Source organism: Chitinophaga deserti, from assembly GCF_003149455.1.
Taxonomy (GTDB): Bacteria; Bacteroidota; Bacteroidia; order Chitinophagales; family Chitinophagaceae; genus Chitinophaga; species Chitinophaga deserti.
The window spans coordinates 115,798-140,503 of record NZ_QFFK01000013.1 but is presented as its reverse complement, the minus strand read 5'-3'; the positions used below and the strand labels follow the sequence as shown (position 1 = coordinate 140,503).

Sequence of the window (24,706 nt, the reverse complement as noted above, 5' to 3'; positions counted from 1 at the left end):
ATTAGAACATAGATGCTTTCACTCCAACGCTGAATACAGCCATACGGGGGTATCTTCCGCCGCCGCCGTTTCTTTCAGGCTCAAGTCCTTCCCATTTGGTAATGGTGATAGCGTCTTGCGCATTCACATATACGCGTACGTTGCGGATGCTGTTGCCAATCTTCGGGAAAGTATAACCCAGCTGGATCATTTTAAAGCGGAAGAAGGAAGCATCGCTCAGCCATACATCGCTCAGGTAGGTGTTGGTGCTGGCGCCATTCCACACGCGGGGGAAGCGGCTGTTGGGGTTTTCCGGTGTCCAGCGGTTGTCTGCATAATACTGGCGGGGAGCACCGAGGTTATTGGTGCCACCGTCTACATGCACAGGATAACCTTCCATGCCACCGAGGCGGCCGGTACGTTTGCCCACGCCCTGGCCGATGATGCCAAAGTCCCAGCGTTTGTAGCCCAGGGTAAGGTTAATGGCGTAGTTCATGTGAGGGAACGGATCGCCAAGGTTCACACGGTCGAGGTTATTGATGATACCATCACCGTTCTGGTCGCGGTACTTGATGTCGCCGGGCAGTGTATTGGGCAGCTTGCCGGGTGTATTGTCCACATCAGCCTTGTCACGGAAGAAACCGTTAGACTGGTAACCGTAGAAGTTATCGATGCCAATGCCACGATACCATACTTTGTCGGTATTGTCTTTAAAGATGAGGGTGTCGTTGGATCTGTAGCCTGCTTTCAGCACTTCGTTCTTGTTATCGAAGAGCATACCGCCGATGCTGTAGGAGAAATCGCCGATCTTATCGTTCCAGTTGAGCGACAGCTCGAAGCCTTTGTTTTCTACCTCTCCGATGTTCACGGCAGATTCCAGGGAGTTGGAACCGGTCAGCGGCGGAACGGGGAATTTGTCGTAGATCAGGTCGAATGAATGTTTGGAATAGATCTCACCGGTAAAGGTCAGGCGTTTGTTGAGCGTGGTGAATTCCATGCCAAGGTTCCACTGCTTCTGTTTTTCCCAGGAGAAGTTAGGATTGGGCATGCGCATGGTCCAGCCATAGGTATTCACGATCTCTTCCCACAGATATGGATCTACGTTTTCGTTACCGATCAGGCCATAGGAGAGGCGGAAGCGCAGGTTATCCAGCATACCGTTGTTCACGAGTGATTTCATGAATTTCTCGTTCGTCACGTTCCAGGCAAGTGCTGCAGAAGGGAAGAAGCCCCAGCGGTGACCCGGTGCAAACTTGGAACTGCCATCGCCACGGGCGGTCATCTCGAGGATGTAGCGGCTGTCGAACGAGTAGTTGAGTTTACCGAAGAAGGATGCTTTACTGATTTCCTTGAAATCGGAGTATGTCCAGTTCATGGATTCAGCGCCACCGGTGAAGTAGATCTTATCTTTCTTGCCGCGTACGTTAGCTGTATAGTTCAACAGCAGGCGGGTGGTGAGCTGGCTTTCAGAAACGTTCTGTGTGGAGCCTACCACGTTGCCCCAGGTGGTAACGGGTTTGCCATTGCCGTCGAAGAACTTGAAAGTGGGGCGTTCCCATTTCTCTGCTGATTTCTTAATCAGGTACGACAGGTTACCCTCGATGTTGAGGTTCTTGGTGATGTTGTACCGGGGGCGGAGGTTGATGGTGCTCCAGTCGTGCAGGTAGTTTTTAGTACCGCCGCGGTTGATGGAAGCCACGGGATTGATGTTGTTGTGGAGCTGGTAGTGCTCGTCGATACCCAGGCCGGAGTTAGGATAATACACTTGCTGGGAGGCGTTCATCCTCCAGGCGAGGGAGTAAAGGCCGTGGCCGTCATCATTGGCATACAGGCGGTCTACCTGCAGGCGGTGCGCATAGAAATCGGCCAGGAGCACGAATTTATCCGCGATGTTGATATTGGTGTTGAAGCGTGCAGAGAATTTCTGGGAGCCTTCGATATCGTTGAGGCCGCCTTCGTTCAGATATCCGAGCATCAGGTTGAAAGTACCCACGCCACCGCCACCGGACACGCTGAGGGCAGTGTTGCTGGAAGTGGAATTGCGCTGGATCACTTCATCCAGCCAGTTGATGCTGGGGATCTGACCGCTGGCCATTTTAGCGATGGAATCTTCGGAGAAGGAAGGAGCCTGGCCCTGCATAATGCGGGCTTCGTTGTTCAGGCGCATGTAATCTGCACCGTTCACGAATTTAGGCAGGTCGATAGGTTTGGAAACGCCGTACCAGGAGTTGAGGTCTACCTTGAACTTGCCGGTAGCGCCACGCTCGGTTTCCACGATGATAACACCGTTGGCACCGCGGGAGCCGTACATGGAGGCGGAAGCCGCATCTTTCAGGATGGTGATGCTTTTTACCTGGTTAGGGTCCACATCGGTGAGCGACATTTCCATACCATCCACGATCACCAGCGGGTCTGCATTCTGCAGGGTGCTGATACCCCGGATGGAGATAGAACCGGGAGTGGAACCGGGCAGGTTGGAGCCCTGCATCATGGTAACGCCGGGTATGGTGCCGGAGAAGATCTCCTGGAGCTTGGCAACAGGCCGTGTTTTGGCCTGCTTCATGTCCATTTCCGCAACGGAAGATGCCACGTGGCGCTTCTCTACTTTGGAGAAGCCCATTACCACAACGCCTTCCAGGTCTTTCCCGCCCTGGGAAAGCCGCACATTGATAACGCTTTTATCGCCCACGGGAACTTCGCGTTCGCGGTAGCCCATGGAGCTGACAATAAGCACTGCGTTGCTGCCCGGAACGCTGATGGAGAACTTACCATCCGGACCGGCAGCCGTACCGATGTTTGTCCCTTTTACGATAACCGTGGCACCGGGCACGGGAGCGCCCGTGGTGTCCATTACGGTGCCCGTAACGGTTTTTTGCTGTGCGCTAGCCTGCATCAGGCATAACAATAGCGATGAGAGTAGGAATAGATACTTCATAAGTGAATTGAATTGAACGTTCCTTGGATTGACGATAACAGTTTAAATAATAGACATAGGTCAGCCTCCCCCGGTAAGCGCATGGCACCGCAGTTGAATTACTGTAATAAACTCAATAAGGCAAGGGACTACCCGCCCGGAAGAAATACGACGATCAGGTCAGCAGATGGTGGATGAATTAAATACATCTCCTATCAGACCCTGGTTGAGTGATCTGGCAAGGGATGCGAATCAGTTAAAAAGAATTTTATGATTGTTTTAACTTGGTTTCCGTTTGTTTCTTTTTCTTTTTTATGTATGCGTTTCAAATATGCACACTAAATTTCGGGGGTTGCTAATCTTTTTTGATTATTTAATAAAAAGAAATTACTTCTTTAATTATTTTACCAAAGATTTGTAGTGAATGGTTAAAAACAGGAGACATGAATCTTAATTTACTAAACCGGGAGCCATTTTCATCAGATGTGGTAATGAGCAGGAAGCAAAAGCAATTGAGATACAAGCTGCTGCAGCACTTATATACCCGCGGCCCGTCTTCCATTTCATCTCTTTGCGATACGATAGGGATCAGTGCGCCTACGGCTTTCAAAATGTTGGGAGAACTTACGCGGGAGCGGATGGTAGAGAAAAGAGGCGTGGGAGAGTCGATCGGGGGCAGAAAGCCCGATCTGTTCAGGCTTCAGCGGAATGTGGTGTTTGTTATCTGTATCGATATAGAGTTGTTCAAGACAAGTATGGCGATCGTGGATAATAACAATCATTTCGTTACACCGATCAAAACCCTGCCAATCGCGCTTTCCCGTAACAGGAAAGCATTCTTCGAAGCCTTGATCGATCATGTGCGCGAACTGGTGAAATCTGCCAATATAGACGAAGCCCGGCTCGTAGGCTGTAGTATAGGCATGCCCGGCCTGATAGACCCCGCCACCGGCGAAAACTATAGTTACCTGCTCGATGAAACAGACGGCGTTACCCTGCGTGTTGCATTTGAAAGGCAGCTGGGACTGCCCGTGGTAATTCAAAACGATGTGAAAGGCTCCGCGCTGGCAGAATTACGTTACGGCCATGCCGTGGGGAAAAAGAATGTGCTGGTGATACTGATGGACTGGGGCATTGGCCTTGGCATTATCATGGACGGTAAAGTGCAGCACGGCAGCTCGGGGTTTTCAGGGGAAATGGGGCACATGCCATTCGTGGAAAACGGGGAGCTGTGTTATTGTGGTAAATACGGCTGTCTGGAAACCGTGGCTTCTGGCATGACACTGTCGCGCATGGCGCGTGAAGGCATCCTTTCCGGGCAGAACTCCATTATCAACGATCTTTCGAACAAGGAAATATACCGGATCGAAACCGAACTGATCATCCGGGCAGCCAACAAAGGCGACCAATACTCGATCCAGCTGCTATCGAATATCGGGACCAACCTGGGGAAAGGTATTTCTATCCTCATACAGCTTTTCAACCCCGAAATGGTGATCCTGAGCGGGAAGATTGCGGCGGCGCGGCAATACATTACCCTGCCCATGCAACAGGCTATCAATACCTATTGCATGACGCAGATCCGGGAAAAGACGCAGATCATATCCTCTGAACTGGGCGACGAATCGCGGTTGCTGGGTTATGCGGCAGCGGGTATTACCTGGTTCTTTGATGCCATGATCGCGGACGTGCGGGAACGGTAAACATAAATAGTAAACGCATGATCTCCTTTCTCCTAATAGCCCTTACTTTGAACACCGGAAGCCCCCGGCAGGTGGGGGATTCGGTGGTGGAATGCTACCGTAAAGACCGTGGCTCCATCCTTGAAACGATGTCCCTCCGTGCCAACGGCCGCTTCACTGTTCAATACCAGCCTTACGGGGTGGAGTTAACCGGCAACTGGCATAAGTCCGGCGATACACTGATTTTGCAGTATGAGCCCAATAACACCATCCCACAGGATACCATGCGGAAGCTATGGCCTCACCCGCGGTACCTCTACCTGGCTAAGAACTCTTACCTGCGGCCCATGTATCTTAAAAGGAAGAAGTGGGAAAGGATAAAGATTACCTATGTATTTGCAAGGGCGGCCTGCCCTCCGGCGCAAGTATCTGCTTCAGGAACTGAATAGTACTGAAACCATGGACCGGAATATTAAAGGAATTTTTATGGAATTTCTGCATTAGCAACATCCCTTACAAAAGCACCAATATCCTTACGATGAAATCCACTTTCGCTAAACGCGCCTGGCGCATCGGCCGCTGGTTTATTGCCGGCTTCTTCCTGCTATTTATTTTCCGCATCACGCATGGCTACCTTTCACCAGCCACCCGGGATTCTTCCACGATCGGTGGTTATTTTGACGGGCTTACCAATCTCCGGAAAAACTATGCTTCCGAGAAAGGCGCTTACCAGAGTGCAGCAATCAGCGAAATGCGCTTAGATGACGGTAAATCCTCCAACTCACAGAAGTATGAGAAAACTGCTGATGTTACCTCCCAGTCGTCGCGGTTTGAGGAAGATGACAAGGCCATCCGTGCCAAAACCGCAGGGTTTAAGGGAGTGATTCAATACGAGAAGGCTTTCGGACTGAAAGGCCAGCGGGAGCTGCATCTGCTCATCGGTATCGTACCGCAGGCCTTTGATTCGTTCTACACGGAGATCCGCAAGATCGGGGATATCCGCGCCATGTCTGTAATTAAAGAAGATAAAACCAATGAATACCGCCAGCTCAATGCCCGCAAGGCTTCTCTGGAAAAAACACTGGCTTCATTGCAGGAGCTCAATTCAAAAGGAGGAGAGATCGGCGATTTCGTAACCCTGCACGATAAGATTCTCGAAATAGAATCCAGCCTCCAGGAACTGGGCGTTCAGTTGGGGAACTTTAATACGGAAAACGAGTTCTGTACAGTGAAATTCTCCCTGTATGAAGGCCGCCCCAAAGCAGGAATATCCTTCCTTCAGCGGGTGAAAGTTGCGCTGGAATGGACGGTGCAGTTTTACCTATTATGCGTGGGTATCACTTTCTTCATTGCCCTGTCGTCATTTATCCTCCTGCTTATTATCGACAAACTGAAGATCATGCAGATGGTCAACAAAGACAATAACTGAGGTTAAATGAATTTGTCTTTCTTACCGGAAGATTTGGGTAATCCGGCGTCTATATTGCTGTTCCACCAATCCTGAGCCTTTGTAACCTTGCTATGGTTGGTTTCGCTATCGTAGTTATTCTGGTAGGTGCTCAGTGTTTTCTTGATGGCGCTCATTTTATCCTTTAACTGTTTGCGTTGGCCGGCGAGGGCTTTTTCTGCCGCGGCCAGCGCATTTCCTTTTCCGCATGCTTCCACTTCCTTAACGGAGAACCCGGAAGCCAGGGTTTGCAGTGCAGAAGAGATCTTCTCTGCCACCTGGTGGGTAATATCGAAGTGGCGCTGTTCGTGGTTAAGGAGCGAGGTGCTGGAATCTTCCAGTCCTGTATCTATGAGGCCTTTGCGGAAGGAGGTTTTGCAATCTGCCAGTTTGCTGGCGTCTACTGTTACGCTGTTGTGGTTCTTCCATTGATAGGTAATGCCCGACATGCGGTCGTTCACACAGGCGGTTTTAATATTGCCGCAGTCGGCCGCACTGCTGACGGTAGTGTTGTATATACTGTAGGAAGATAGTTTCTTCTTCTTGAACGCGGATTCGCAATTCTTCACATCGCCGTCGCAGGATTTGCCGGCGGATTTAGCTTTTGCGTTGAAATGGCTCTCGCAGCCCGGTACAAAGGTATCGGCATGGGTGGCGCGCTCTTTTGGGTCGTACAGCCATTTCTTTGCCCACGATTTTTCCTGCCGCATAAAGGCTTTAATAGCCAGCTTACTGGTATCGCCTTCAATATTGACTTTGAAAGCCTTGTATTTATCAGGGTGTTCGGCAGCCTTCTTGTCTTTATCCATGCCTTTTTCGCAGTCGGTCGTTTTTTTACCTGCAGTAATGGTAGTGCCGTTTTCGGTTTCCGATAGTTTCTTAAAGGGGTAAGCAGCCATATCGAATGGCTCAATGTCGGAGCTGGTTACTGCATCAAAGCCCTGTGTTTTCTTGGGAAGATCGGCTTTGAAGTCGGCCCAGGTGAGCTGGCGGTGGTAGATGTCGGCCCGCTGAATGCGGGGGGCTATGTTCTTACCCTGTTGCAGCACGTGGGTGAGTTCGTGGGCAAGCAGATGCTGGCCTTCAGGGGTATTGGGTTTAAATTGTTGCTGGTTGAAGTAGATATCGTTCCCGTAGGTGAAGGCTGCAGCATGGATATCGCGGCTCATATGCTGTGCCTGATCACCGGTATGGATATTAACGTTGGAGAAATCGGCCTGAAAAGCCTTTTCCATGAATTGCCGGGTGTCCTGTGGCAGGGGCTGGCCCTTTCCACGGCTGGCGGCCAGCTTATCTGACATACCCCCGGCGTTCGAAGGCTGAAAGAAGGACGGCTGGGCGGAAGGCTTCCGGGACGGTTCGCTGGATTTACGGCGGACATTACGCATGGGGAACATATTTCGCCTGCGCCCCGGGAGGCGTAAGCGTTGTTATCAATTCGTTTCTCTGACGATCTGAAGGGTAATGCTGGGGTTTTGTATCTGGGGCTGATGATTCACAATGGCCTTACTGGCGTACTGCTCCTTTGCTTGCGTATCCAAATGTAAGCCAAATGATTGATTTATGTCATCTTTCCGGGCCGTTATTTATCAAACCATATGCGCAATTGGCATGCTGCTTCAATAGGGTTTCCATTTAATTTAGCTGGAATCCAGTCAGACATTTGTTTAACCACACGGATAGCTTCATCCTCCAGGCCATATCCTATTTTTACGCCTATGGTTTTCACATTTTTTACTTTCCCCCGGGTATCTACATCAAACCGTACGATTACGTAGCCTGAAATACCATAACGGCCTGCGGCATCCGGATAGCGGAGGTGCCTTTTCAGAAACAGGGTAACTCCGTCATCACCTCCGGGATATGTGGGGGCTTCATCAGCCCGTTGTGGAACAGGCAGGCTTTCCTGTGAGGGCGACTCCGGCGTAGTGGCGGTTTGTTGCTGCAGGTAGAAGGCATACACCGGAACAGGAGGTTGCTGGAGAAACACACCGGTGGGCGTACATTCGAAATACTCACGTATTTCGTTTTCACCGGTCTGCTCACCGAGTACACCGTCCAGGAAGAAGTAAAAGTTAGTTTGTGGGAGGGAATCTGTAATGAAATTCTTGTCTTTGAATTGGCCGGTCAGTACCAGGACCGGGTTTACCTTATCGGCTACTTCGATATTCTGAGCCGTGGGATATTTGCGTATTTCGGAAGACTGTGGTGTAATAGTTACGATATGGTACCATTGCCGCGCCGTGTCTATGAACATTTTGGTGCCATAGTTGTACAGCGACGGCACGAGGTAGTTCCGTTTGCTATTATCGGCGAACAGGTACATCGCGTATTCGGTGAGCCGGGTAACGGATGACGCCGGCAATTGGAGGGTTTGAAGAAAGCTGTGGTAGGCTTCCCGGCTGCCTGCCATGCGGAAAGTTGCGTCTATTGCTGCATTGAATGGAGCGCCACCTTTAGCGGCCTTCCGGATGGTGGGTTCTGCATCCGGCAGCAGGATGGAAAGATTGTTCCGTGTTTCGGCCTTGCCCTGCAGGAATTCCTGCAGCAATGCCTGGGAAAAAGCAGGGATTTCGCTGGTAGTGGGTTGCAACGGTTGTGCCTGAGCGGTAAAGGCTGCCAGAACGGCCAGCAGCAGGATGATCCATTTCATAGATAATGATAAGAATCACCGAAATTACATTTTTCGAATCATTCCCGGAAGAAAGTCCCGAAAATACGGTCCCACAGCGAAGAGCTTACTCCAAACCCGCGGTGCTCACTTTGGTAATGGTGCAGATGATGGTTGCGCCAGAGTGGCTTCATAAAAGGGAACGGCGGGCGCCAGGCGTGAATGGCGTAATGGATGCTGCCATATAACAGATAACCCAAAATAAAACCGGGGAAAAAGGCATATGCTGTAACCCCCATTATCAGCCGCATAATGCCAAAGATAAGAGAGGCTATCAGCAGGCTGGGCACGGGTGGCATGAAGAGGCGCTGCCTGTCCCGCGGGAATTCGTGATGGTTGCCATGCAGTGTATAGATGATACGTCGGAGCCGCTGGTTTTCGGTGATAAAGTGAAATACAAAGCGGTGCATAATGTATTCGAAGAAAGTCCAGGCGAAGATACCTGCCGTAAAAATCCCCGTTGCCTGCCAGGCGCCCATGCCTATATCGCTTACGCTGTAATACAACATCCACCCGATGATGGGGATATACATACCCCAGATAACGAGCGGGTGCGTTTTAGTCAGCATTTCCAGGTACTGGTTCTCAAACAGGCGGGCCTGTCCCTTATTCTTGATCTTTTCCGGTTGCATGGCTGTAAATTGATGATGCCATGGCTTTTGGCCAGAGATTTACCCACGAACCGCAGGATGGAGCCCACCAGTTGCAGCCAGGGGAAATGAACCGGAGAATGCAGAATCCCGGTCAAAGTCATATATTTGTTCACTTGTAGTACAAAACTAAAACTTATGCTGAACGGTATCAAGCCGATTGCCGCCAAATCCATGGCCGAAAGGGTGGAAGCTTCCCTGCGGGAGTACTTTGCCAAAGAGAACTTCAAACCCGGCGATCCGCTGCCCACCGAGCTGGAACTGGCCGCCTCCCTCGGCGTAAGCCGCAACGTAGTCCGAGAGGCGCTCAGCAGATTCAAGATGCTGGGCATCATTGAAACCAAGAAGAAGTCCGGCATGGTTATCAGTAACCCAGACATTGTAGGTACCTTCGAGAAAGTACTCACCCCCGAGATCATGGACGAGGCTACATTGCAGGACCTCTTCGAACTGCGCCTGGTACTGGAACTGGGTATCGCTGATCTGCTGTTTATCCGCAAAACGAAAGAAGACATCGCCGAGCTGGAAGAGATCGCCGCCGGTGAGGTGAAAGGCAATAATTTCCGCATTAACAATGAGATCGCTTTCCACGGTAAGCTGTATGAGATGACCGGCAACGAAACGATGAAGCGTTTCCAGAACCTGCTGCTGCCCGTTTTTGGATATGTGATGAAGCTGGAGAACAAGAAATATGTATCCGGCAAAATCACCCATAAAGATCTTGTACGTATCCTCAAGAAAGGAACGGTGCAGGAGTTTAAAGACGGCATGCTTTCACATCTGCAGCCGCATCTGGACCGCCTCCGCCAAACAAAGTAATGCTCTCCGCCCGCTCAGACAGCGGGCTTTTTTATACTCCTTTTTTACCGTTCGCAAAAATTAATATGCTGTTATTCCAAAAAATACCTACTTTTAATATGTAGAACATAACTACTAAATAGGACAACGTTATGACCAGCTAGATTCCAACGTTAGAGGAGCTGTAATCTTCCTCTTTTTAAATTATTCAATCATTCTCCGCCAGCCAGCGGACCGCCAGTAGCCTGCGCCGGTCTTGCCACGCTTTTGCCGCAGACGTTTAACGCGCCGGCGGTGCGGACATTTCATTCAATCTTATGTACACAAAACTTCCACACTTGACATTGCTAAGATTATGCTGCTGTTTCCTTCTGCTGTTTGCCACACAGCAGGGTTTCGGCCAATCCGGGGAAGGGACGGTATCAGGCCTCGTGCGCGATTCCGTAACGCGCGAGCCCCTGATCGGTGTGAGCGTGTCCGTTAAAGGCACGAACCAGGGTGCCATTACCGATGTTAATGGCCGCTACAGTCTGAAGGTACCTGCCGGCAGCGCTACTTTACTTTTCAGAATGATCAACTATGCCTTGCAGGAAATTCCGGTGGGTAACCGCCGTGAGATCAACGTGAACCTGGCGGAAACATCGTCTCAACTGGGCGAAGTACTCATTGTAGGCTATACCGAACAATCGGCCCGTAAAGTGACATCCGCGATTTCTAAATTAGATATCGCCGAGCTGAAGAATAACCCCAATCCCAACCCCGTGCAGGCTATGCAAGGTAAGATAGCTGGGGTATCGATCCCTATTACCCAGGGGCAACCGGGTGTGGGGGTGAATAATATTATTATCCGGGGTGGCACCAAGCCCAATGTATATGGTTCCGGCTTAGGCAATAACAACGGCGCTTCCGTTGGCGCTTCGGATGGCAGTAACCCGCTCGTTGTGATCGACGGGGTATTCCGTTCCATGAACGACATTAACCCAGACGATATCGAATCGTTCCAGGTAATGAAAGACGCGGCTTCCACTGCCATTTATGGCGCGCGTGGCGCCAATGGCGTTATCGTAATCAAAACAAAGAAAGGGAAACTGAACGCCCGCAGCACGGTTACCCTCTCACACCGCAGCACCTGGGAAACGCAGGCGCGTGATTATGATTACCTCTCTGCCGAAGAATACCTCCGCCTGGCGCGTATCACGGTTGCCAATACTTCCGATGCCATCGATAAAAATAACCTCCTTTACAATGGCGGCTTTTCTGCCGGTACTCGCGTATATACCCGCCCGGGCGATTATGGAAAGAACATCTACCTCACCGCGCTGTACGATAATATTCTGCAGGTGGAAGGACAGGCATACGTAGATAACCTGCTTTCCCGCGGATGGCGCGTAATGGATGATCCCATCAATCCCGGTACCAAGTTGCTGTATGCAGATAATAAATACCAGGATCAGCTCTGGAAAACGGGTTTGTCGAATAATGAGAACGTGACGCTGAGCGGCGGAACCGACAAGGCAGATTACAACTTCTCCATGGGCTATACCGATCAGGCTGGTGTACTGGTGGGCACTGCCTATAAGCGGTATTCCGCGCTGGGTAACTTCGGCTATCAGGCATCCGACAGGCTAAGGCTCGATTTCATGGTGAACTACCAGCACACCAATCCCAACTATGTGGATGCTTTTCAGAACGATCTGGTACGCGCCACCCGCATTACCCCGCTCATCCGTACTTTCAAAGATGATGGCAACCCAATGGCAGGGGAGAACTACACTACCCGCAACCGCTTCCATCTGCTGAAATACGACGATATCCGCACCTCTACAGAACGTATCGTAACCCGAGTGGCTGCGGATTATACCATCATCAAAGGTCTCCGCTGGAAGCCCTCCCTGTCTTACATGGTAGATGATTATACCGAACTCATCATGCGCAAGGCTACCCCGGCCGACGAAGTACAGCCCAGTATGCAACGCTGGAAAGATGATTATACCAACAACTCCCGCCAGCTGATGATAGACCAGGTATTGCAGTACGATGTGGATTTCAATAAAGACCATCGCGTGATGATCCTCGGTGGTGTGAACTTCACCCGCAACACCAACCACAGCAAGGATATGGGCTCACAAAGAGCTACCAGCGATTACATCTATACCATCCAGGAAGAGCCGCTGATTTACATCGACGGCAAACCATTCTCCAACGTAGGAGATTTCAGGACCACACTGGGTGAAACACGCTCCGCCAGTATGTTCGGACAGTTTAACTACGATTACAAATCCAAATACATCCTCGGCGGCTCCCTCCGCTACGATGGCTTCTCCAACTTTGCGCCGGATCACAAGTATGCATTTTTCCCATCCGTATCCGCAGGCTGGAACATCGACCGGGAAGATTTCTGGAAGAGCAAGACAGTAAGTGCCCTGAAACTGCGTGCCAGTTGGGGCGGTACGGGTCTCAGCGGCCTCAGCATCGTGGATACCTATGGGGAGTATTCCGCCGCCGGTTATGCCATGAACGCTGGTATTCTGCGTACCGGGCTGGCCAACAGGCGCCTGCGCTGGGAGTCTACCCAAACTACAGACATCGGGCTGGAAGCGGGCTTCCTCAACAACAGGATCACCCTCGCTGCGGACGTTTACAGTAAAGTAACCACCGACCGCCTCACTTCCAAACCCCTCCCTTCAGAATCGCCTTTCACTTCCATCACTTACAACAACGGCGCACTGCGCAACAGGGGCATCGAGTTAGCCATAGGTGCTGATGTGATCAAAGGGAAAGATTTCTTCTGGCGCACCAATTTCACCTTCGCCTTCAACCAGACCATCATCACCGAACTGCCCGCCAATGGCAGGGATAAGAACCGTCAGGGTGGTGATTTTGTATACGATAAAGCCGCCGGCAAACTCGTGGAAGCAGGCGGCCTCGCAGTGGGAGAACGCCCTTACGCCATCTACGCCTTCAACGTACTGGGCGTGTTCGCTACCGATGAGGAAGCGGCTGCCTGGAATGCGAAGATCAAAGATAACCTCGCATCCCCGCAGGGTATTATCGTAGGCAAGCGCGGTGGCGATTTCATTTTCGAAGATGTAAACAGCGATGGAGTGATCGATTCCAAAGATCAGGTGTTCATCGGCTACCGCAACCCCGATAAGATCGGCGGTATCCAGAATACATTCAGCTATAAAGGCATTTCCCTCCGCGTGAATGCGGATTATGCCATGGGCCATATGATAAGCAACGGTGCGCTGGCACGTTCACTGGGACAGGGCAGGGCGTTCAACGAAGGTGCGCCTGCAGAGGCACTGGCAGATAATGTATGGAAGAACCAGGGTGATGCGGGTAAGCAATATGCACGCTTCTCTTTCGCGGATTATGACTTCGGGCAGCGCAACTACCTCCGCAATGGCAGTCTTGGTAACAACAGCAGCTACAACTCCGATGTTTCGGCGATGTTTGAGAAAGGCGACTTCCTCGCGCTGCGTGAGATCACGCTTACGTATGACTTCCCCTCAGCATGGGTGAAGCGCTTCAAAGCCTCGGGCCTGAACGTTTTCGGCAGCGTGTATAACGTGGCCTACCTCACTTCTTACAAGGGCCTGAACCCTGAAGTGTACAGCGGCTTCGATCCCGGAGGGTACCCCCGTCCGCGGCAGTTTTCACTGGGCGCTAACCTGAAGTTTTAATTGCTAACGTCTTAACAGTACAATTATGAAAAAGTGGACGATACGAATCTGGACAGCCTTTATGGCGGTAACGCTCTTCGCAGGCTGTGAGGCCATACTGGAAGTGGAGCCGGAGTCCAGCATCACGGATAATGTGTTTTTCCAGAATGAAAGTGATTTTGAGCCCAATGTTGTGGGCATTTATACGGTGCTCCGCAGTCTTGCCAATAACGTTACATATGGAACGGAAAGGGGCGAGGAACTGATATCGGCCTCCAACTCACGTTTTACGGTGGCCTGGTCGCATACGCTGTCGCCCACCTCAGGTGCGGTGAACTATGCGGAATGGTACCGCGGCATCGGGCATTGCAACCTGTTGCTGGAAAAGATCCAGGGCTTTGGTTTCAATTCAAATCCTGATCTGAAGAAAAGCATCCTTGCAGAAACATACGCCCTGCGCGCCTGGTTCTACTTCCACCTCATCCGTGTAATTGGTGATGCACCTATCATGCTGCAGGCGGTAACGGGAGAAGATGTACCCCTGCTGGCACGCTCTCCCGCGGCGGATGTGATGACGCAGATATTAAAAGATGCAGATGCTGCACTGGATCAATTCAAATCCATGTCCAAATTCTCGAAATCCGCATACCCTTCCCGCTACCGCTTTGCCTATGGATCGGTACTGGCCATGAAGGCGGAGGCCCTGATGTGGAAAGCCAAAGTACTGGCTGGTGGAGATGCCGCACTGCAGCAGGCGGTGGACGTGATCACGGAGATTGAAACTACCGGTCTCCAGCTCAATGCTTCCTTCGCGGATGTAACAGGTAAGCGTGCTTCCGAGAACCCGGAAGTGCTCATGGCTGCATTTTACCACCGCGATGAAACGCCCGGTGGCAACTATGCCAAGAATGCACTGCCTTTTGAATCTATCGTACAGGGTGCCCTGAACCTCGACAGCATCCCCTGGGTGAAGAATTCCGGTAACGGGCAGGGCGCTTACCAGATAAGTCCGCTTTCCCGCACGTTGTTCACCAATCCGGCCGATGTACGCATACCCTTCACGTGGGTAACGGAACGCCAGCCTACCGGCCCCAAAGTAGCCTGGATCACCAAGTATCCCGGTAAGCAGTATACAGACGATCGTATTTCTGATAACGATATCATCCTTTACCGTCTCGCTGACCTCTTCCTCCTCAAAGCGGAAGCTTTTGCAGCGATGAACAACGGTGCACTGGCCAAAACGTACCTCGATAAAGTACGTGCCCGCGCTAAAACCGGTGAGTATACCGGCGCTACGGATAAAGCGGTCATCGAGAAAGAGATACTCAACGAGCGCGGCCGTGAGCTGTATTTCGAGAATAAGCGCTGGTGGGACCTGGTGCGCTTCCACAAAGGCGGCACCATTGACATCTACCAGTATATCCCGAACCTGATCGGCAAAACCACTCCGCTGTTCTGGCCCGTGAACACCACGGTGATGGCTAACAACCCGAATATTGATCAGACCGAAGGTTACAAATAAACTAATGATGATGAACTTCAGGCATACACTACTTATTATATCCCTGTCCCTGCCCCTGGCATGGGCTTGTAACGAAGATCCGGAAAGGATCTTCCCAAAGATAGAACCCCCTTCCTCGGTGCTGCCCTACGTATTCCAGCAGGGAACCGAAGGCTACAGCTGCTTCCGTATTCCGGCCATTGTGATGACCAATTCAGGTGGATTGCTCGCTTTCGCGGAAGGGCGTAAGAACGATTGCAGTGATGAAGGGGATATCGACCTCGTGATGAAACGCTCCGCAGATTCCGGCAGAACCTGGAGCAAGCTGCAGGTGGTTTGGAGCGATGGCGATAATACCTGCGGTAACCCTGCCCCCGTGGTAGACCGTAACACAGGTACCGTCCGCCTCCTGATGACCTGGAACTACGGGCACGACGATATCGGCACCATCAACGCGGGTACCAGTAAAGACACACGGCGCGTATACCTCACATCCTCGGCCGACGAAGGCAAAACCTGGGACGCACCGAAAGAGATCACCACTACTGTAAAGGCTCCGGGCTGGGGATGGTACGCCACCGGGCCTTGCCATGGCATCCAGATATCGCAGGGTGCGCATAAGAACCGGATGGTAATACCCTGCGACTATATCGAAGTAGGCGCGGGGAGAAGGGGTAACTCACATGTGATCTATTCCGACGATGCCGGTCTTACCTGGAAACTGGGCGGCGCAGTTCCGCAGTTATCCGGACTGAACCCTAACGAAAGCACTGTTGCGGAATTATCTGACGGCAGGCTCATGCTGAACATGCGGGTAGGCGGCAACGATTACAAGCGCCTCGCCAGCATCAGCACCGATGGCGGAATCACCTGGTCGGCCGCATACGATGAAAAAACACTGACAGACCCCGTTTGCCAGGGCTCCCTGCTTTCCGGCATGGTGAACGGCAACCATCGGTTGTTCTTCTCTAATCCCGCCGCTACCACCCGTACCAATATGACCATCCGCATGAGCGGCGATAATGGCAAGGCATGGGATAAAAAGAACGTGGTGTTCGAAGGACCGTCAGGATACTCAGACCTGGTAATGCTTTCCGACACGAAAGTAGGCCTGCTGTTTGAGGGTGGTTTATCGAGATACTTTAACGGCATCGCCTTCCGGACGGTGCTGCTTTCCAACATCAAATAACGGTAACGAATACATGCATATGAACAGAAGAATCAGGATAATGGCTGCCATGGCAGTAGCAGGCGGGATGTTATTCGCTGCCTGCACTACATCCAGACAGGGGGCATCGGCACCGGCAGAAGAAACGCAAGTTGTTTTTGAACCGGGCGGCCTCTATGCTTCCATGCGCATCCCCGCGCTGGTGGTTACGAAGAAGCACTCACTGCTGGCCTTTTGCGAAGCCCGCATCGGTAACGCCAGCGACTGGGCAGATATGCACCTGGCCCTGCGCAGAAGTACCGATGAAGGGAAAACCTGGAGCGAGATCCATGTGCTGGACAGCTTCAAACAAGGGCCCGTAGGCAACCCAGTACCCATTGTGGACGATCGTGGAACTGTACACCTGCTGTACCAGAAAGACTATAAAGACGCATATTATATTTCCTCTGCAGACGATGGCCTTACCTGGTCCAAACCGAAGGATATCACGAATGTATACGATCGCTTCAAGCCGGAATACAACTGGAAGGTACTGGCACCGGGCCCGGGACACGGCATACAACTGAAGAACGGCCGCCTGCTGTCTGCAGTGTGGCTCGCAGATTCCCGGAAGCTGACGCCCCGCCGCAGCCACCATCCTTCCTGCATGGCTACCATTTACAGCGACGACTACGGTAAAACTTGGGAGCGCGGTGCCATTGTAGCCGACAGTTCCGCCACCATCTCCAATCCCAACGAGAGCCAGCCTGTACAGCTCCCGGATGGTAAGGTGCTCATGAGCATCCGTAGCCCCTCGGCAGTGAAGCGCCGCGCTTTCAGCGTAAGTGCCGACGGCAGCACAGGCTGGAGCCCTGTACGGTTTGCTGATGAACTCTTCGACCCCACCTGCATGGCTTCCATCACTGCGGTAACATCCGCCAAAGGCAAGCCCGCACTCGTGTTCGTGAACCCGGATAGCAAAGACATCGAGAAGCATCCGCGTAAGAACCTCACCGCAAAAGCATCGTTCGATAACGGGCTTACCTGGCCTGTAACGAAAGTGCTGGATGCAGGTCCTGCCGGTTACAGCGATCTCGCTGCCGGACCGGGGAACATCATTTATTGTCTTTATGAAACCAATACAAAAGATAACAAGGGCTGGAATTACAGTCTTGTCTTAAAGAAATTTTACACCAATTGGATAAACCGTTAAAACCGACACACCACACCATGAGAATACAAGGATTGATAGCCGCCACATTCAGCTCGTTTCACGAAAACGGCACGCCCGACCTCACACGTATCCCCGCTTTGGTAGACCAGCTGATCGCTGATGGAGTTAAGGGCGTATTTATCTGCGGCACCAACGGCGAAGGCCCCAACCTCACCATCGAGGAGCGGATGCAGATAGCAGAAGCATATGTGAAAGCCGTGAACAAGCGTTGCCTGGTGCTGGTACACGTTGGCCACCCCGCTATTGCGGAAGCACGCCGCCTGGCAGAGCATGCGCAGCGCATAGGAGCCGATGCTATCTCAGCCGTGGCTGCATTCTATTTCAAACCGTCGTCGGCACAAAACCTGACCGATTGTATGGCGCAGATCGCCTCCGCCGCACCGGAGATGCCTTTTTACTACTATCACATCCCAGCTATTACCGGCGTAGCCATGGACCTGCTGGAGTTCCTGCAGCTGGCAGAAAAGGCTATTCCCAACCTGGCGGGTATCAAATACACCGCTTCAACACTGCATGAGTATCAGTCCTGCGTAGAATACGGCAACGGTAAGTTCGATATCCTCTTCGGATACGATGAGCTGCTGCTGCCCGCGCTGGCCGTGGGTGCGAAAGGCGCCATCGGCAGTACTTATACTTTTGCTGCACCGCTGTACCGTAAGGTGATCGAGTGCTTTGAAGGCGGGCGTATGGAAGAAGCACGGAAATGGCAGTATGAAGCAGTACGTATGATCCGCTGCCTGGGAAGGTATTCTCCCATCCCCACGCAAAAGACGATCCTGAAAATACTGGGTACAGACCTCGGTCCATGCCGCCTGCCGCTGGTGCAGCTGAATGCGCAGCAGGCGGAAGACATCCGTCAGTATCTCGAAGACATCCGGTTTGCAGAAACGCTTCGTGCCGCAGGGGCTTCCCTGCCAGGTGGTGTGGCATCCGGGCATCATTCCCCTCACAAAAGCTAACAACATGAAGAATTCCCGTTACCTTTTATTTTGTTTCGCGGCCCTGTTGTTTGCCGCCTGTAAGAAAGATGAAGACCGCAGCGACAGCGTGATCCGTGAAGTGGTATTTGAATCCGATAAACAGGAGATCAGTGCGGGCGACAGCATCGTGTTCAAGGATTTCTCCGATGGATACGTGACGCACTGGAAGTGGAATTTCCCCGGTGGTAAGCCGGAATCCTCTGCCATGTCGGCTCCGAAAGTGATATACACTACACCCGGTACATATGAAGTGACGCTTGAAGTGCGCAACGCACATTCAGAAAAATCACTGACGCGGAAAGCCTATATCACCGTAGACTATAACCGCGTACGTGCAGACTTTAAAACCGCTGCCGCCGTATACTTCACAGGAGAAAATGTAACCTTCCGCGACACCAGTGCCGGTAAACCGCAAACCTGGGCATGGGAGTTCACACCCGTAAAGGGCGGCGCAACCCTGCGTTCCACGGTCCAGCATCCGGTGATGAAGTTCACGGATACCGGCTACTACCGCGTATCGTTAACAGCTTCCAATCCGCAGTTTACCGATCAGGTAGTGAAAGAGAATTTCGTGCGCATCCTCGATCCTTCATCTATCAGCGCAGCATTTACGGCCGAACAGCCAGCAACCTATGCGGGTGGAAAGATCAAACTGAAAGATGTATCTGTGGGTAATGTAACCGGCTGGGACTGGAAAGTAGAAGGTCCTGAAACTTTCACTTCCACGGAACAAGACCCGGAGTTCACCTTCGCACAGCCGGGCCGTTATAAAGTAACGCTCACAGTGCGGAACCCTTTCAACTCCAATACGAAAACAACGGATAAATACCTGCTGGTGATCCCGGCTACCGGCTTGTCGGCCTACCTGCCTTTTAACAACAGTGCGGCAGACATGGGCCCGAATACAATCAGTGTAAGCAGTGTGGGCGGTGGGGTAACCTATGCGGCCGACCGCTTCGGCAATACTGCACAAACTGCCACATTCAGTGGTTCTGTGGGTGTGATGCTGGCCGATCATGCATCTACCAACTTCGGAACGGGTAATTATACTGTAGCCATGTGGGTGAAAACCAGTGCCACTACACGTATGATGCTCTGGCAGGAATCGGGCCGCAACGGCAGCAAGGATAACCAGACCTGGCTCCGCCTGCTGGATAACGCCACCGACCGCCAGATGCGTTTCTGTATCGAAGACGGTGCAGGTTCTACCTTCGTGAACCTCGGCGGCACCGGTAAAGTGAACGACGGGGTATGGCATCATGTGGTTAGTGTGCGCGACGGACTCACCACTTCCGTATATATCGATGGTGTGAGGGTTGGTACAGCCACGGCGCCTGCGCTACGGAGCGTATCAAACGGACAAGACTTTAAAATAGGCTTCCAGGAAGGCGCCACGTCCAATTCTTCCTATTTCAATGGACAGATAGACGATGTGATCATTTACGGCAAAGCGCTCACGGAAGCCGAAGTGCAGGCGCTGCATCAATTGTAGTGTATGAGATATTTATTTTTTGTTGCTTTTATAATGATGTGCAGTATGGCAGAAAGTTGCAGTATGCGTAAAACGGAAACCACGCAGGCGGCGTATCAATGGGATACGCTGCCTGCTATCCCTGATCCAACAGGGTTTGCAGGATCGTTCGCCGGTGTATCCAACGGTGCGCTGCTGGTGGCGGGAGGCAGTAACTTCCCCAACGGCGGAACACCTTGGAATGGCGGAACCAAAACCTGGTACGATAAAGTGTTTGTACTGGAAGATACAGGTAGTACCTGGAAGGAAGCAGGTAAACTGCCGCGCCCTCTTGGCTACGGCGTTTCCATTTCCTTAAAGGAAGGACTCCTGATCATCGGCGGCAGCAATGCCGGGGGGCATTATGCTGATAGTTATTTACTCGAATGGAAGGATGATAGTCTGCTTACGACTGCATTCCCTCCGCTGCCGGTACCACTAGCCAATACCTGTGGCGCTCTGGCAGGTAACCGCATCTATGTGGCCGGAGGCTTGCATGCGCCCGATAGTAAAGAGGCCGTGAATGATTTTTATATGCTGGACCTTTCAGCAGCACCGGAAAGTCGTCAATGGCAACAACTCCCCACATGGCCGGGTGCCGCGCGTATGCTGAGTGTGGCCGGCGCTTCAGGCAACACGTTCTTCCTCTTCAGCGGCGCGGCTTTCAGCAAAGGAGAACGCAGTTATCTCCGCGATGCATACCACTATCATCCGGACAGCGGATGGAAAGCCTGTGCAACAATGCCCGCCGCAACGGTAGCAGCCCCATCTCCTGCTGCAACGGGAGTTAACGGTAACCTCACCATCTTCGGTGGCGATTCCGGCGCAGATGCAGCCAATGCGGGCACGCTGCGTGAAAATCATCCCGGTTTCCCGGATTCCATCTATGCCTACGATCCGCAGCAGGATGCGTGGGCATTGAAAGGACATATCCTTACGGAACGCAACCCCGATGCGGCTACTAACCCTATCGGCAGCTTATGGGCGCCGGTAACCACGCCGCTGGTACACTGGAATGGATTGCTGGTAATGCCGGGTGGAGAAGTGCGCCCGGGTACGAGAACACCGCGTGTACGTACGGCAGCAGAGTGATTATAATTGATTAGTTTTAAAAGATCCCACGGAACAGTATGATGAAGAACGCAAGATATTATCCATGGCTCGTAGTGGCACTCCTTTGGGTGGTGGCGCTGCTCAATTACCTCGACCGGCAGATGCTCTCCACCATGCGGCCGGCCATCCAGATCGATATCCACGAACTGGAAAGTGCTACCAACTTCGGGCGCCTCATGGCGGTGTTCCTCTGGATATACGGACTGATGTCGCCCTTATCGGGTCTGGCGGCGGATAAATTCAACCGCAAATGGCTTATTACGGGCAGCCTGTTTGTCTGGTCTGCCGTTACACTGCTCATGGGCTATGCCGATGGCTACTGGCAGCTGTATGCCCTGCGTGCCATCATGGGGGTGAGTGAGGCGCTGTATATCCCTGCGGCTTTATCACTGATTGCGGATTATCATACCGGCTCCACCCGTTCCCTTGCCGTGGGGATTCATATGACCGGCCTGTATATGGGCCAGGCGCTGGGAGGCTTTGGGGCTACCATAGCGGCTGCTGCATCGTGGCAGGCTACCTTCCACTGGTTCGGGCTCATCGGGATCATTTATGCGGCTGTATTGATGCTTTTACTGCATGAGAAACGGCCGGCGTATGCAGCAGATGATCTTGCTACTACTCGTAAGCCCCTCTTCGGCGGACTAAAAGGCCTGCTTGGCCTCCTTCCTTTCTGGGTGATCTTTTTGTACTTTTCCATACCCAGCATACCGGGCTGGGCCATTAAGAACTGGCTGCCTACATTGTTTGCCGACAGCCTGGGTGTGCCCATGAGTGAGGCCGGTCCGCTGGCTACCATTACCATTGCGGCCTCTTCGTTTATCGGGGTGGTAGTTGGAGGAATATTATCAGACCGCTGGGTGCAGCATAATGTGCGGGGGAGGGTGTTTACCAGTGCCATCGGCCTGTCGCTCACCATACCCGCGCTGTTGTTCCTGGGGCTCGGGGGATCGGTGGTGTTCCTTGTGGCTGCGGCCTTCTTTTTCGGAGCGGGCTTCGGAATGTTTGATGCCAATAACATGCCCATCCTCTGCCAGTTTGTATCGCCGCGGAGCCGTGCTACAGCATATGGGATCATGAACATGGGAGGCGTTTTCTCCGGTGCCATGATCACCGGCTGGCTGGGCAAATCTACCGACGCCGGGAATCTGGGACGTGATTTCGCGCTTATGTCTGTAGTGATCCTGGCAGCGGTGGTTATGCTGCTGGTGATGCTGAAGCCGAAAGTGAAGGATTGTCTGGAAGGAGAGGGGAATCCGTAATTCCGTAATTTTGCGGAAAGATTGCTGTTCATGAGCGAAAAACAATCCCATTGGGAAAAGGTGTATAAAGAGAAAGGTCCGGCCGATGTCAGCTGGACCCAGGAGAAGCCTGAGCTGTCGCTGGAACTGATCCACAAAACCGGATTGGATAAAAATGCCCGTATTATCGATGTCGGCGGGGGCGACAGCCGCCTGGTTGATTACCTGCTGACGGAGGGATACACTAATATCACAGTACTGGATATTTCTGCAGCAGCACTGGAGAAAGCGAAAGCCCGGCTGGGGGAGAAGGCACAATCCGTGAAATGGATAGCGGGCGATGTGGAAGCTTTCGAACCGGATGTACAATATGATATCTGGCATGATCGTGCTGCTTTTCACTTTCTCACCACTCCGGAGCAAATAAACCGGTATGTTCAACTGACTGCTAAAGCCGTCAATGGCACCCTGATACTGGGTACATTCTCAGAAAATGGCCCTGAAAAATGCAGTGGACTTCCCGTTACCCGTTATTCCGAAGAAAAGATGGTCCATACTTTCGCTGATTATTTTGAGGTAAACGGCTGTCAGACGCATTTGCATACCACTCCTTTTGGTACAACCCAGGAATTCCGCTTCTGTTCATTTACCAGGTTGCGTGGAAAGTAGCAACTAACTTTTATCGGCAGGATTTGTTATTTTTAATAAAACTGTTTGATAATGAAAGTTTTGCTGCTGTTTCTCGCAATGTGCATTGCTAGTGTTACCTACGGACAGGACATCCGGGTGGCGCAGGGCGTGCCTGCCTCTGTACAGAAGGCCTTCAAGAGTAAGTTCCCCGCGGCGAAAGACGTGGAGTGGGAGCGGAAGGGTGAACGCCTGGAAGCCGATTTCAATGTTGGCCGGGTAGATCATAAAGCGCTCTACGATCAGAAGGGCAAACTCCTCGCCTGGAAAAGCGACCTCCGCAAAGGTGCACTGCCACCTGCTATAACCCGTGCTATTAAAACCAATTACAAAGGCTTCAGGGTGGATGATGCCGACCAGGTAACCCGCGATGGTAAAGTGTATTACCAGGTGGAGCTGGACGGTACACCCGACGATCTGCACGTGGTTTTCGATAAAGAGGGTAAAGTGCTGGAAGGTGCAGATTGGTGGTGATTGTGTTAGATATCCCCCGATAAATTGTATAATTTAACAGGCATGAAACACCTGTTATCCTGCATCCTGCTTTTCCTGTGCTTCGCTGCCGCCGGCCAGGATACCCTCACTTACATCCGGAAAGATAATGTAGCCTACCGCACCGGCGAGCAAACGCCGTACATGCGGGAGCGTTGTGTGCTGGATGTATACCATCCCGCAAAGCAGGGTAAGCTCCCGGTGATCGTTTGGTTTCATGGAGGCGGAATAACAGGAGGTAACAAATTCATCCCGAAAGAACTTATGCAGCAGGGTGTGGTAGTGATGGCAGCCAACTACCGTTTTAGTCCGAAAGTGAGCTGTCCGGCTTATATAGAAGATGCTGCGGCAGCGGTAGCCTGGGCTTTCCGGCATGCGCACGAATTTGGTGGCGATACTTCCCGCATTTATGTAGCCGGCCATTCCGCCGGCGGATACCTCGCCGCCATGGTGGGCCTCGATAAACAGTGGCTGGCCCCATACCAGATAAATGCCAACCGTATTGCAGCCCTCTTTCCATTCAGCTCTACCGCAATTACACATTTTACCATCCGCAAAGAGCGCAATATCCCCGAGATCCAGGCTATAATAGACGCCTTTGCCCCCTTATACCATGTACGTGCCGATGCACCCCCGCTCTTTCTCTATACCGGCGACAGGGAGAAGGAAATGATGGGCCGTTACGAAGAAAACGCCTACTGGGCGCGTATGATGCAGCTGGCAGGGCACAAAAACACCCACCTATACGAATTCGACGGCTATGATCATGGCAATATGCCGGGTCCGGCTTACTATCTGATGTTAAAGGAGATCAGGAAGAAATAGGGGGAGAATTTAGGAGATAGCAGTTATACCTTCGGTAAAATCATCATCAGTAATGTCCAATTCCACACACATTGCCATGGCACATTCTGAAAATGGGCCGGGGCAGTATTATTTATGCACCAATACCTCACAACCAGTCTTTTAGCACCCCTTCGGCAACCCATCTGGCA

Annotated in this window: 19 protein-coding genes; 15 read left to right on the top strand and 4 right to left on the bottom strand. The window is 52.0% G+C overall.

Going from position 1 to position 24,706, the window contains the following annotated elements:
- Position 1 precedes the first annotated feature (1 nt).
- The gene (locus DEV76_RS23970; protein ID WP_109700480.1) at positions 2-2,914 is read right to left on the bottom strand and encodes a SusC/RagA family TonB-linked outer membrane protein; all 2,913 of its coding nucleotides are present in this window, start codon (positions 2,912-2,914) and stop codon (positions 2-4) included.
- A 422-nt stretch (positions 2,915-3,336) separates the two neighbouring features.
- Here DEV76_RS23970 and DEV76_RS23965 point away from each other — a divergent pair, with 422 nt between their 5' ends.
- The 3 genes from DEV76_RS23965 to DEV76_RS23955 all read left to right on the top strand — a co-directional run bounded on the left by DEV76_RS23965 (position 3,337) and on the right by DEV76_RS23955 (position 6,004).
- Positions 3,337-4,596: an ROK family protein gene (locus tag DEV76_RS23965; RefSeq protein WP_109700479.1), complete on the top strand. Its 1,260-nt coding sequence runs from the start codon at positions 3,337-3,339 to the stop codon at positions 4,594-4,596.
- 17 nt (positions 4,597-4,613) lie between these two features.
- Entirely contained in the window at positions 4,614-5,024 is a 411-nt protein-coding gene (locus DEV76_RS23960) for a hypothetical protein (RefSeq protein WP_157963080.1), read from the top strand.
- Between the two features lie 89 nt (positions 5,025-5,113).
- On the top strand, positions 5,114-6,004 hold the full coding sequence (locus DEV76_RS23955) for a DUF4349 domain-containing protein (RefSeq protein ID WP_109700477.1): 891 nt from the start codon (positions 5,114-5,116) through the stop codon (positions 6,002-6,004).
- A gap of 2 nt (positions 6,005-6,006) precedes the next feature.
- On the opposite strand, the gene DEV76_RS23950 is transcribed toward DEV76_RS23955, so the two are convergent.
- From DEV76_RS23950 to DEV76_RS23940, 3 genes are all read right to left on the bottom strand, one after another.
- Positions 6,007-7,410, bottom strand: a complete 1,404-nt coding sequence (locus DEV76_RS23950; RefSeq protein ID WP_198652204.1) for an eCIS core domain-containing protein — start codon at positions 7,408-7,410, stop codon at positions 6,007-6,009.
- Between the two features lie 194 nt (positions 7,411-7,604).
- Positions 7,605-8,675, bottom strand: coding sequence for an energy transducer TonB (locus DEV76_RS23945; RefSeq protein WP_109700475.1), 1,071 nt, complete (start codon positions 8,673-8,675; stop codon positions 7,605-7,607).
- A gap of 38 nt (positions 8,676-8,713) precedes the next feature.
- Positions 8,714-9,325, bottom strand: a complete 612-nt coding sequence (locus tag DEV76_RS23940; protein WP_109700474.1) for a sterol desaturase family protein — start codon at positions 9,323-9,325, stop codon at positions 8,714-8,716.
- A gap of 156 nt (positions 9,326-9,481) precedes the next feature.
- Here DEV76_RS23940 and DEV76_RS23935 point away from each other — a divergent pair, with 156 nt between their 5' ends.
- The 12 genes from DEV76_RS23935 to DEV76_RS23880 all read left to right on the top strand — a co-directional run bounded on the left by DEV76_RS23935 (position 9,482) and on the right by DEV76_RS23880 (position 24,536).
- On the top strand, positions 9,482-10,162 hold the full coding sequence (locus DEV76_RS23935) for a FadR/GntR family transcriptional regulator (RefSeq protein ID WP_109700473.1): 681 nt from the start codon (positions 9,482-9,484) through the stop codon (positions 10,160-10,162).
- 317 nt (positions 10,163-10,479) lie between these two features.
- Positions 10,480-13,827: a SusC/RagA family TonB-linked outer membrane protein gene (locus tag DEV76_RS23930; RefSeq protein WP_198652203.1), complete on the top strand. Its 3,348-nt coding sequence runs from the start codon at positions 10,480-10,482 to the stop codon at positions 13,825-13,827.
- A 25-nt stretch (positions 13,828-13,852) separates the two neighbouring features.
- The gene (locus tag DEV76_RS23925; protein WP_109700471.1) at positions 13,853-15,328 is read left to right on the top strand and encodes a RagB/SusD family nutrient uptake outer membrane protein; all 1,476 of its coding nucleotides are present in this window, start codon (positions 13,853-13,855) and stop codon (positions 15,326-15,328) included.
- 4 nt (positions 15,329-15,332) lie between these two features.
- On the top strand, positions 15,333-16,496 hold the full coding sequence (locus DEV76_RS23920) for a sialidase family protein (RefSeq protein WP_109700470.1): 1,164 nt from the start codon (positions 15,333-15,335) through the stop codon (positions 16,494-16,496).
- A 19-nt stretch (positions 16,497-16,515) separates the two neighbouring features.
- A complete protein-coding gene (locus DEV76_RS23915) occupies positions 16,516-17,667 on the top strand; it encodes a sialidase family protein (protein ID WP_232827032.1) in 1,152 nt (383 codons plus the stop codon).
- Positions 17,668-17,684: 17 nt separating this feature from the next.
- Positions 17,685-18,647, top strand: a complete 963-nt coding sequence (locus DEV76_RS23910) for a dihydrodipicolinate synthase family protein (RefSeq protein ID WP_109700468.1) — start codon at positions 17,685-17,687, stop codon at positions 18,645-18,647.
- Positions 18,648-18,651: 4 nt separating this feature from the next.
- Positions 18,652-20,160 (top strand): LamG-like jellyroll fold domain-containing protein, encoded by a 1,509-nt coding sequence (locus tag DEV76_RS23905; RefSeq protein WP_198652202.1) that lies wholly within the window; start codon positions 18,652-18,654, stop codon positions 20,158-20,160.
- Positions 20,161-20,205: 45 nt separating this feature from the next.
- Positions 20,206-21,270, top strand: a complete 1,065-nt coding sequence (locus DEV76_RS23900) for a Kelch repeat-containing protein (RefSeq protein WP_232827031.1) — start codon at positions 20,206-20,208, stop codon at positions 21,268-21,270.
- A 38-nt stretch (positions 21,271-21,308) separates the two neighbouring features.
- A complete protein-coding gene (locus DEV76_RS23895; protein ID WP_232827030.1) occupies positions 21,309-22,553 on the top strand; it encodes an MFS transporter in 1,245 nt (414 codons plus the stop codon).
- A 30-nt stretch (positions 22,554-22,583) separates the two neighbouring features.
- Positions 22,584-23,201, top strand: a complete 618-nt coding sequence (locus DEV76_RS23890; RefSeq protein ID WP_198652201.1) for a class I SAM-dependent methyltransferase — start codon at positions 22,584-22,586, stop codon at positions 23,199-23,201.
- A 51-nt stretch (positions 23,202-23,252) separates the two neighbouring features.
- Positions 23,253-23,693 (top strand): PepSY-like domain-containing protein, encoded by a 441-nt coding sequence (locus DEV76_RS23885; RefSeq protein WP_109700466.1) that lies wholly within the window; start codon positions 23,253-23,255, stop codon positions 23,691-23,693.
- 42 nt (positions 23,694-23,735) lie between these two features.
- A complete protein-coding gene (locus tag DEV76_RS23880) occupies positions 23,736-24,536 on the top strand; it encodes an alpha/beta hydrolase (protein WP_109700465.1) in 801 nt (266 codons plus the stop codon).
- Positions 24,537-24,706: the final 170 nt, after the last annotated feature.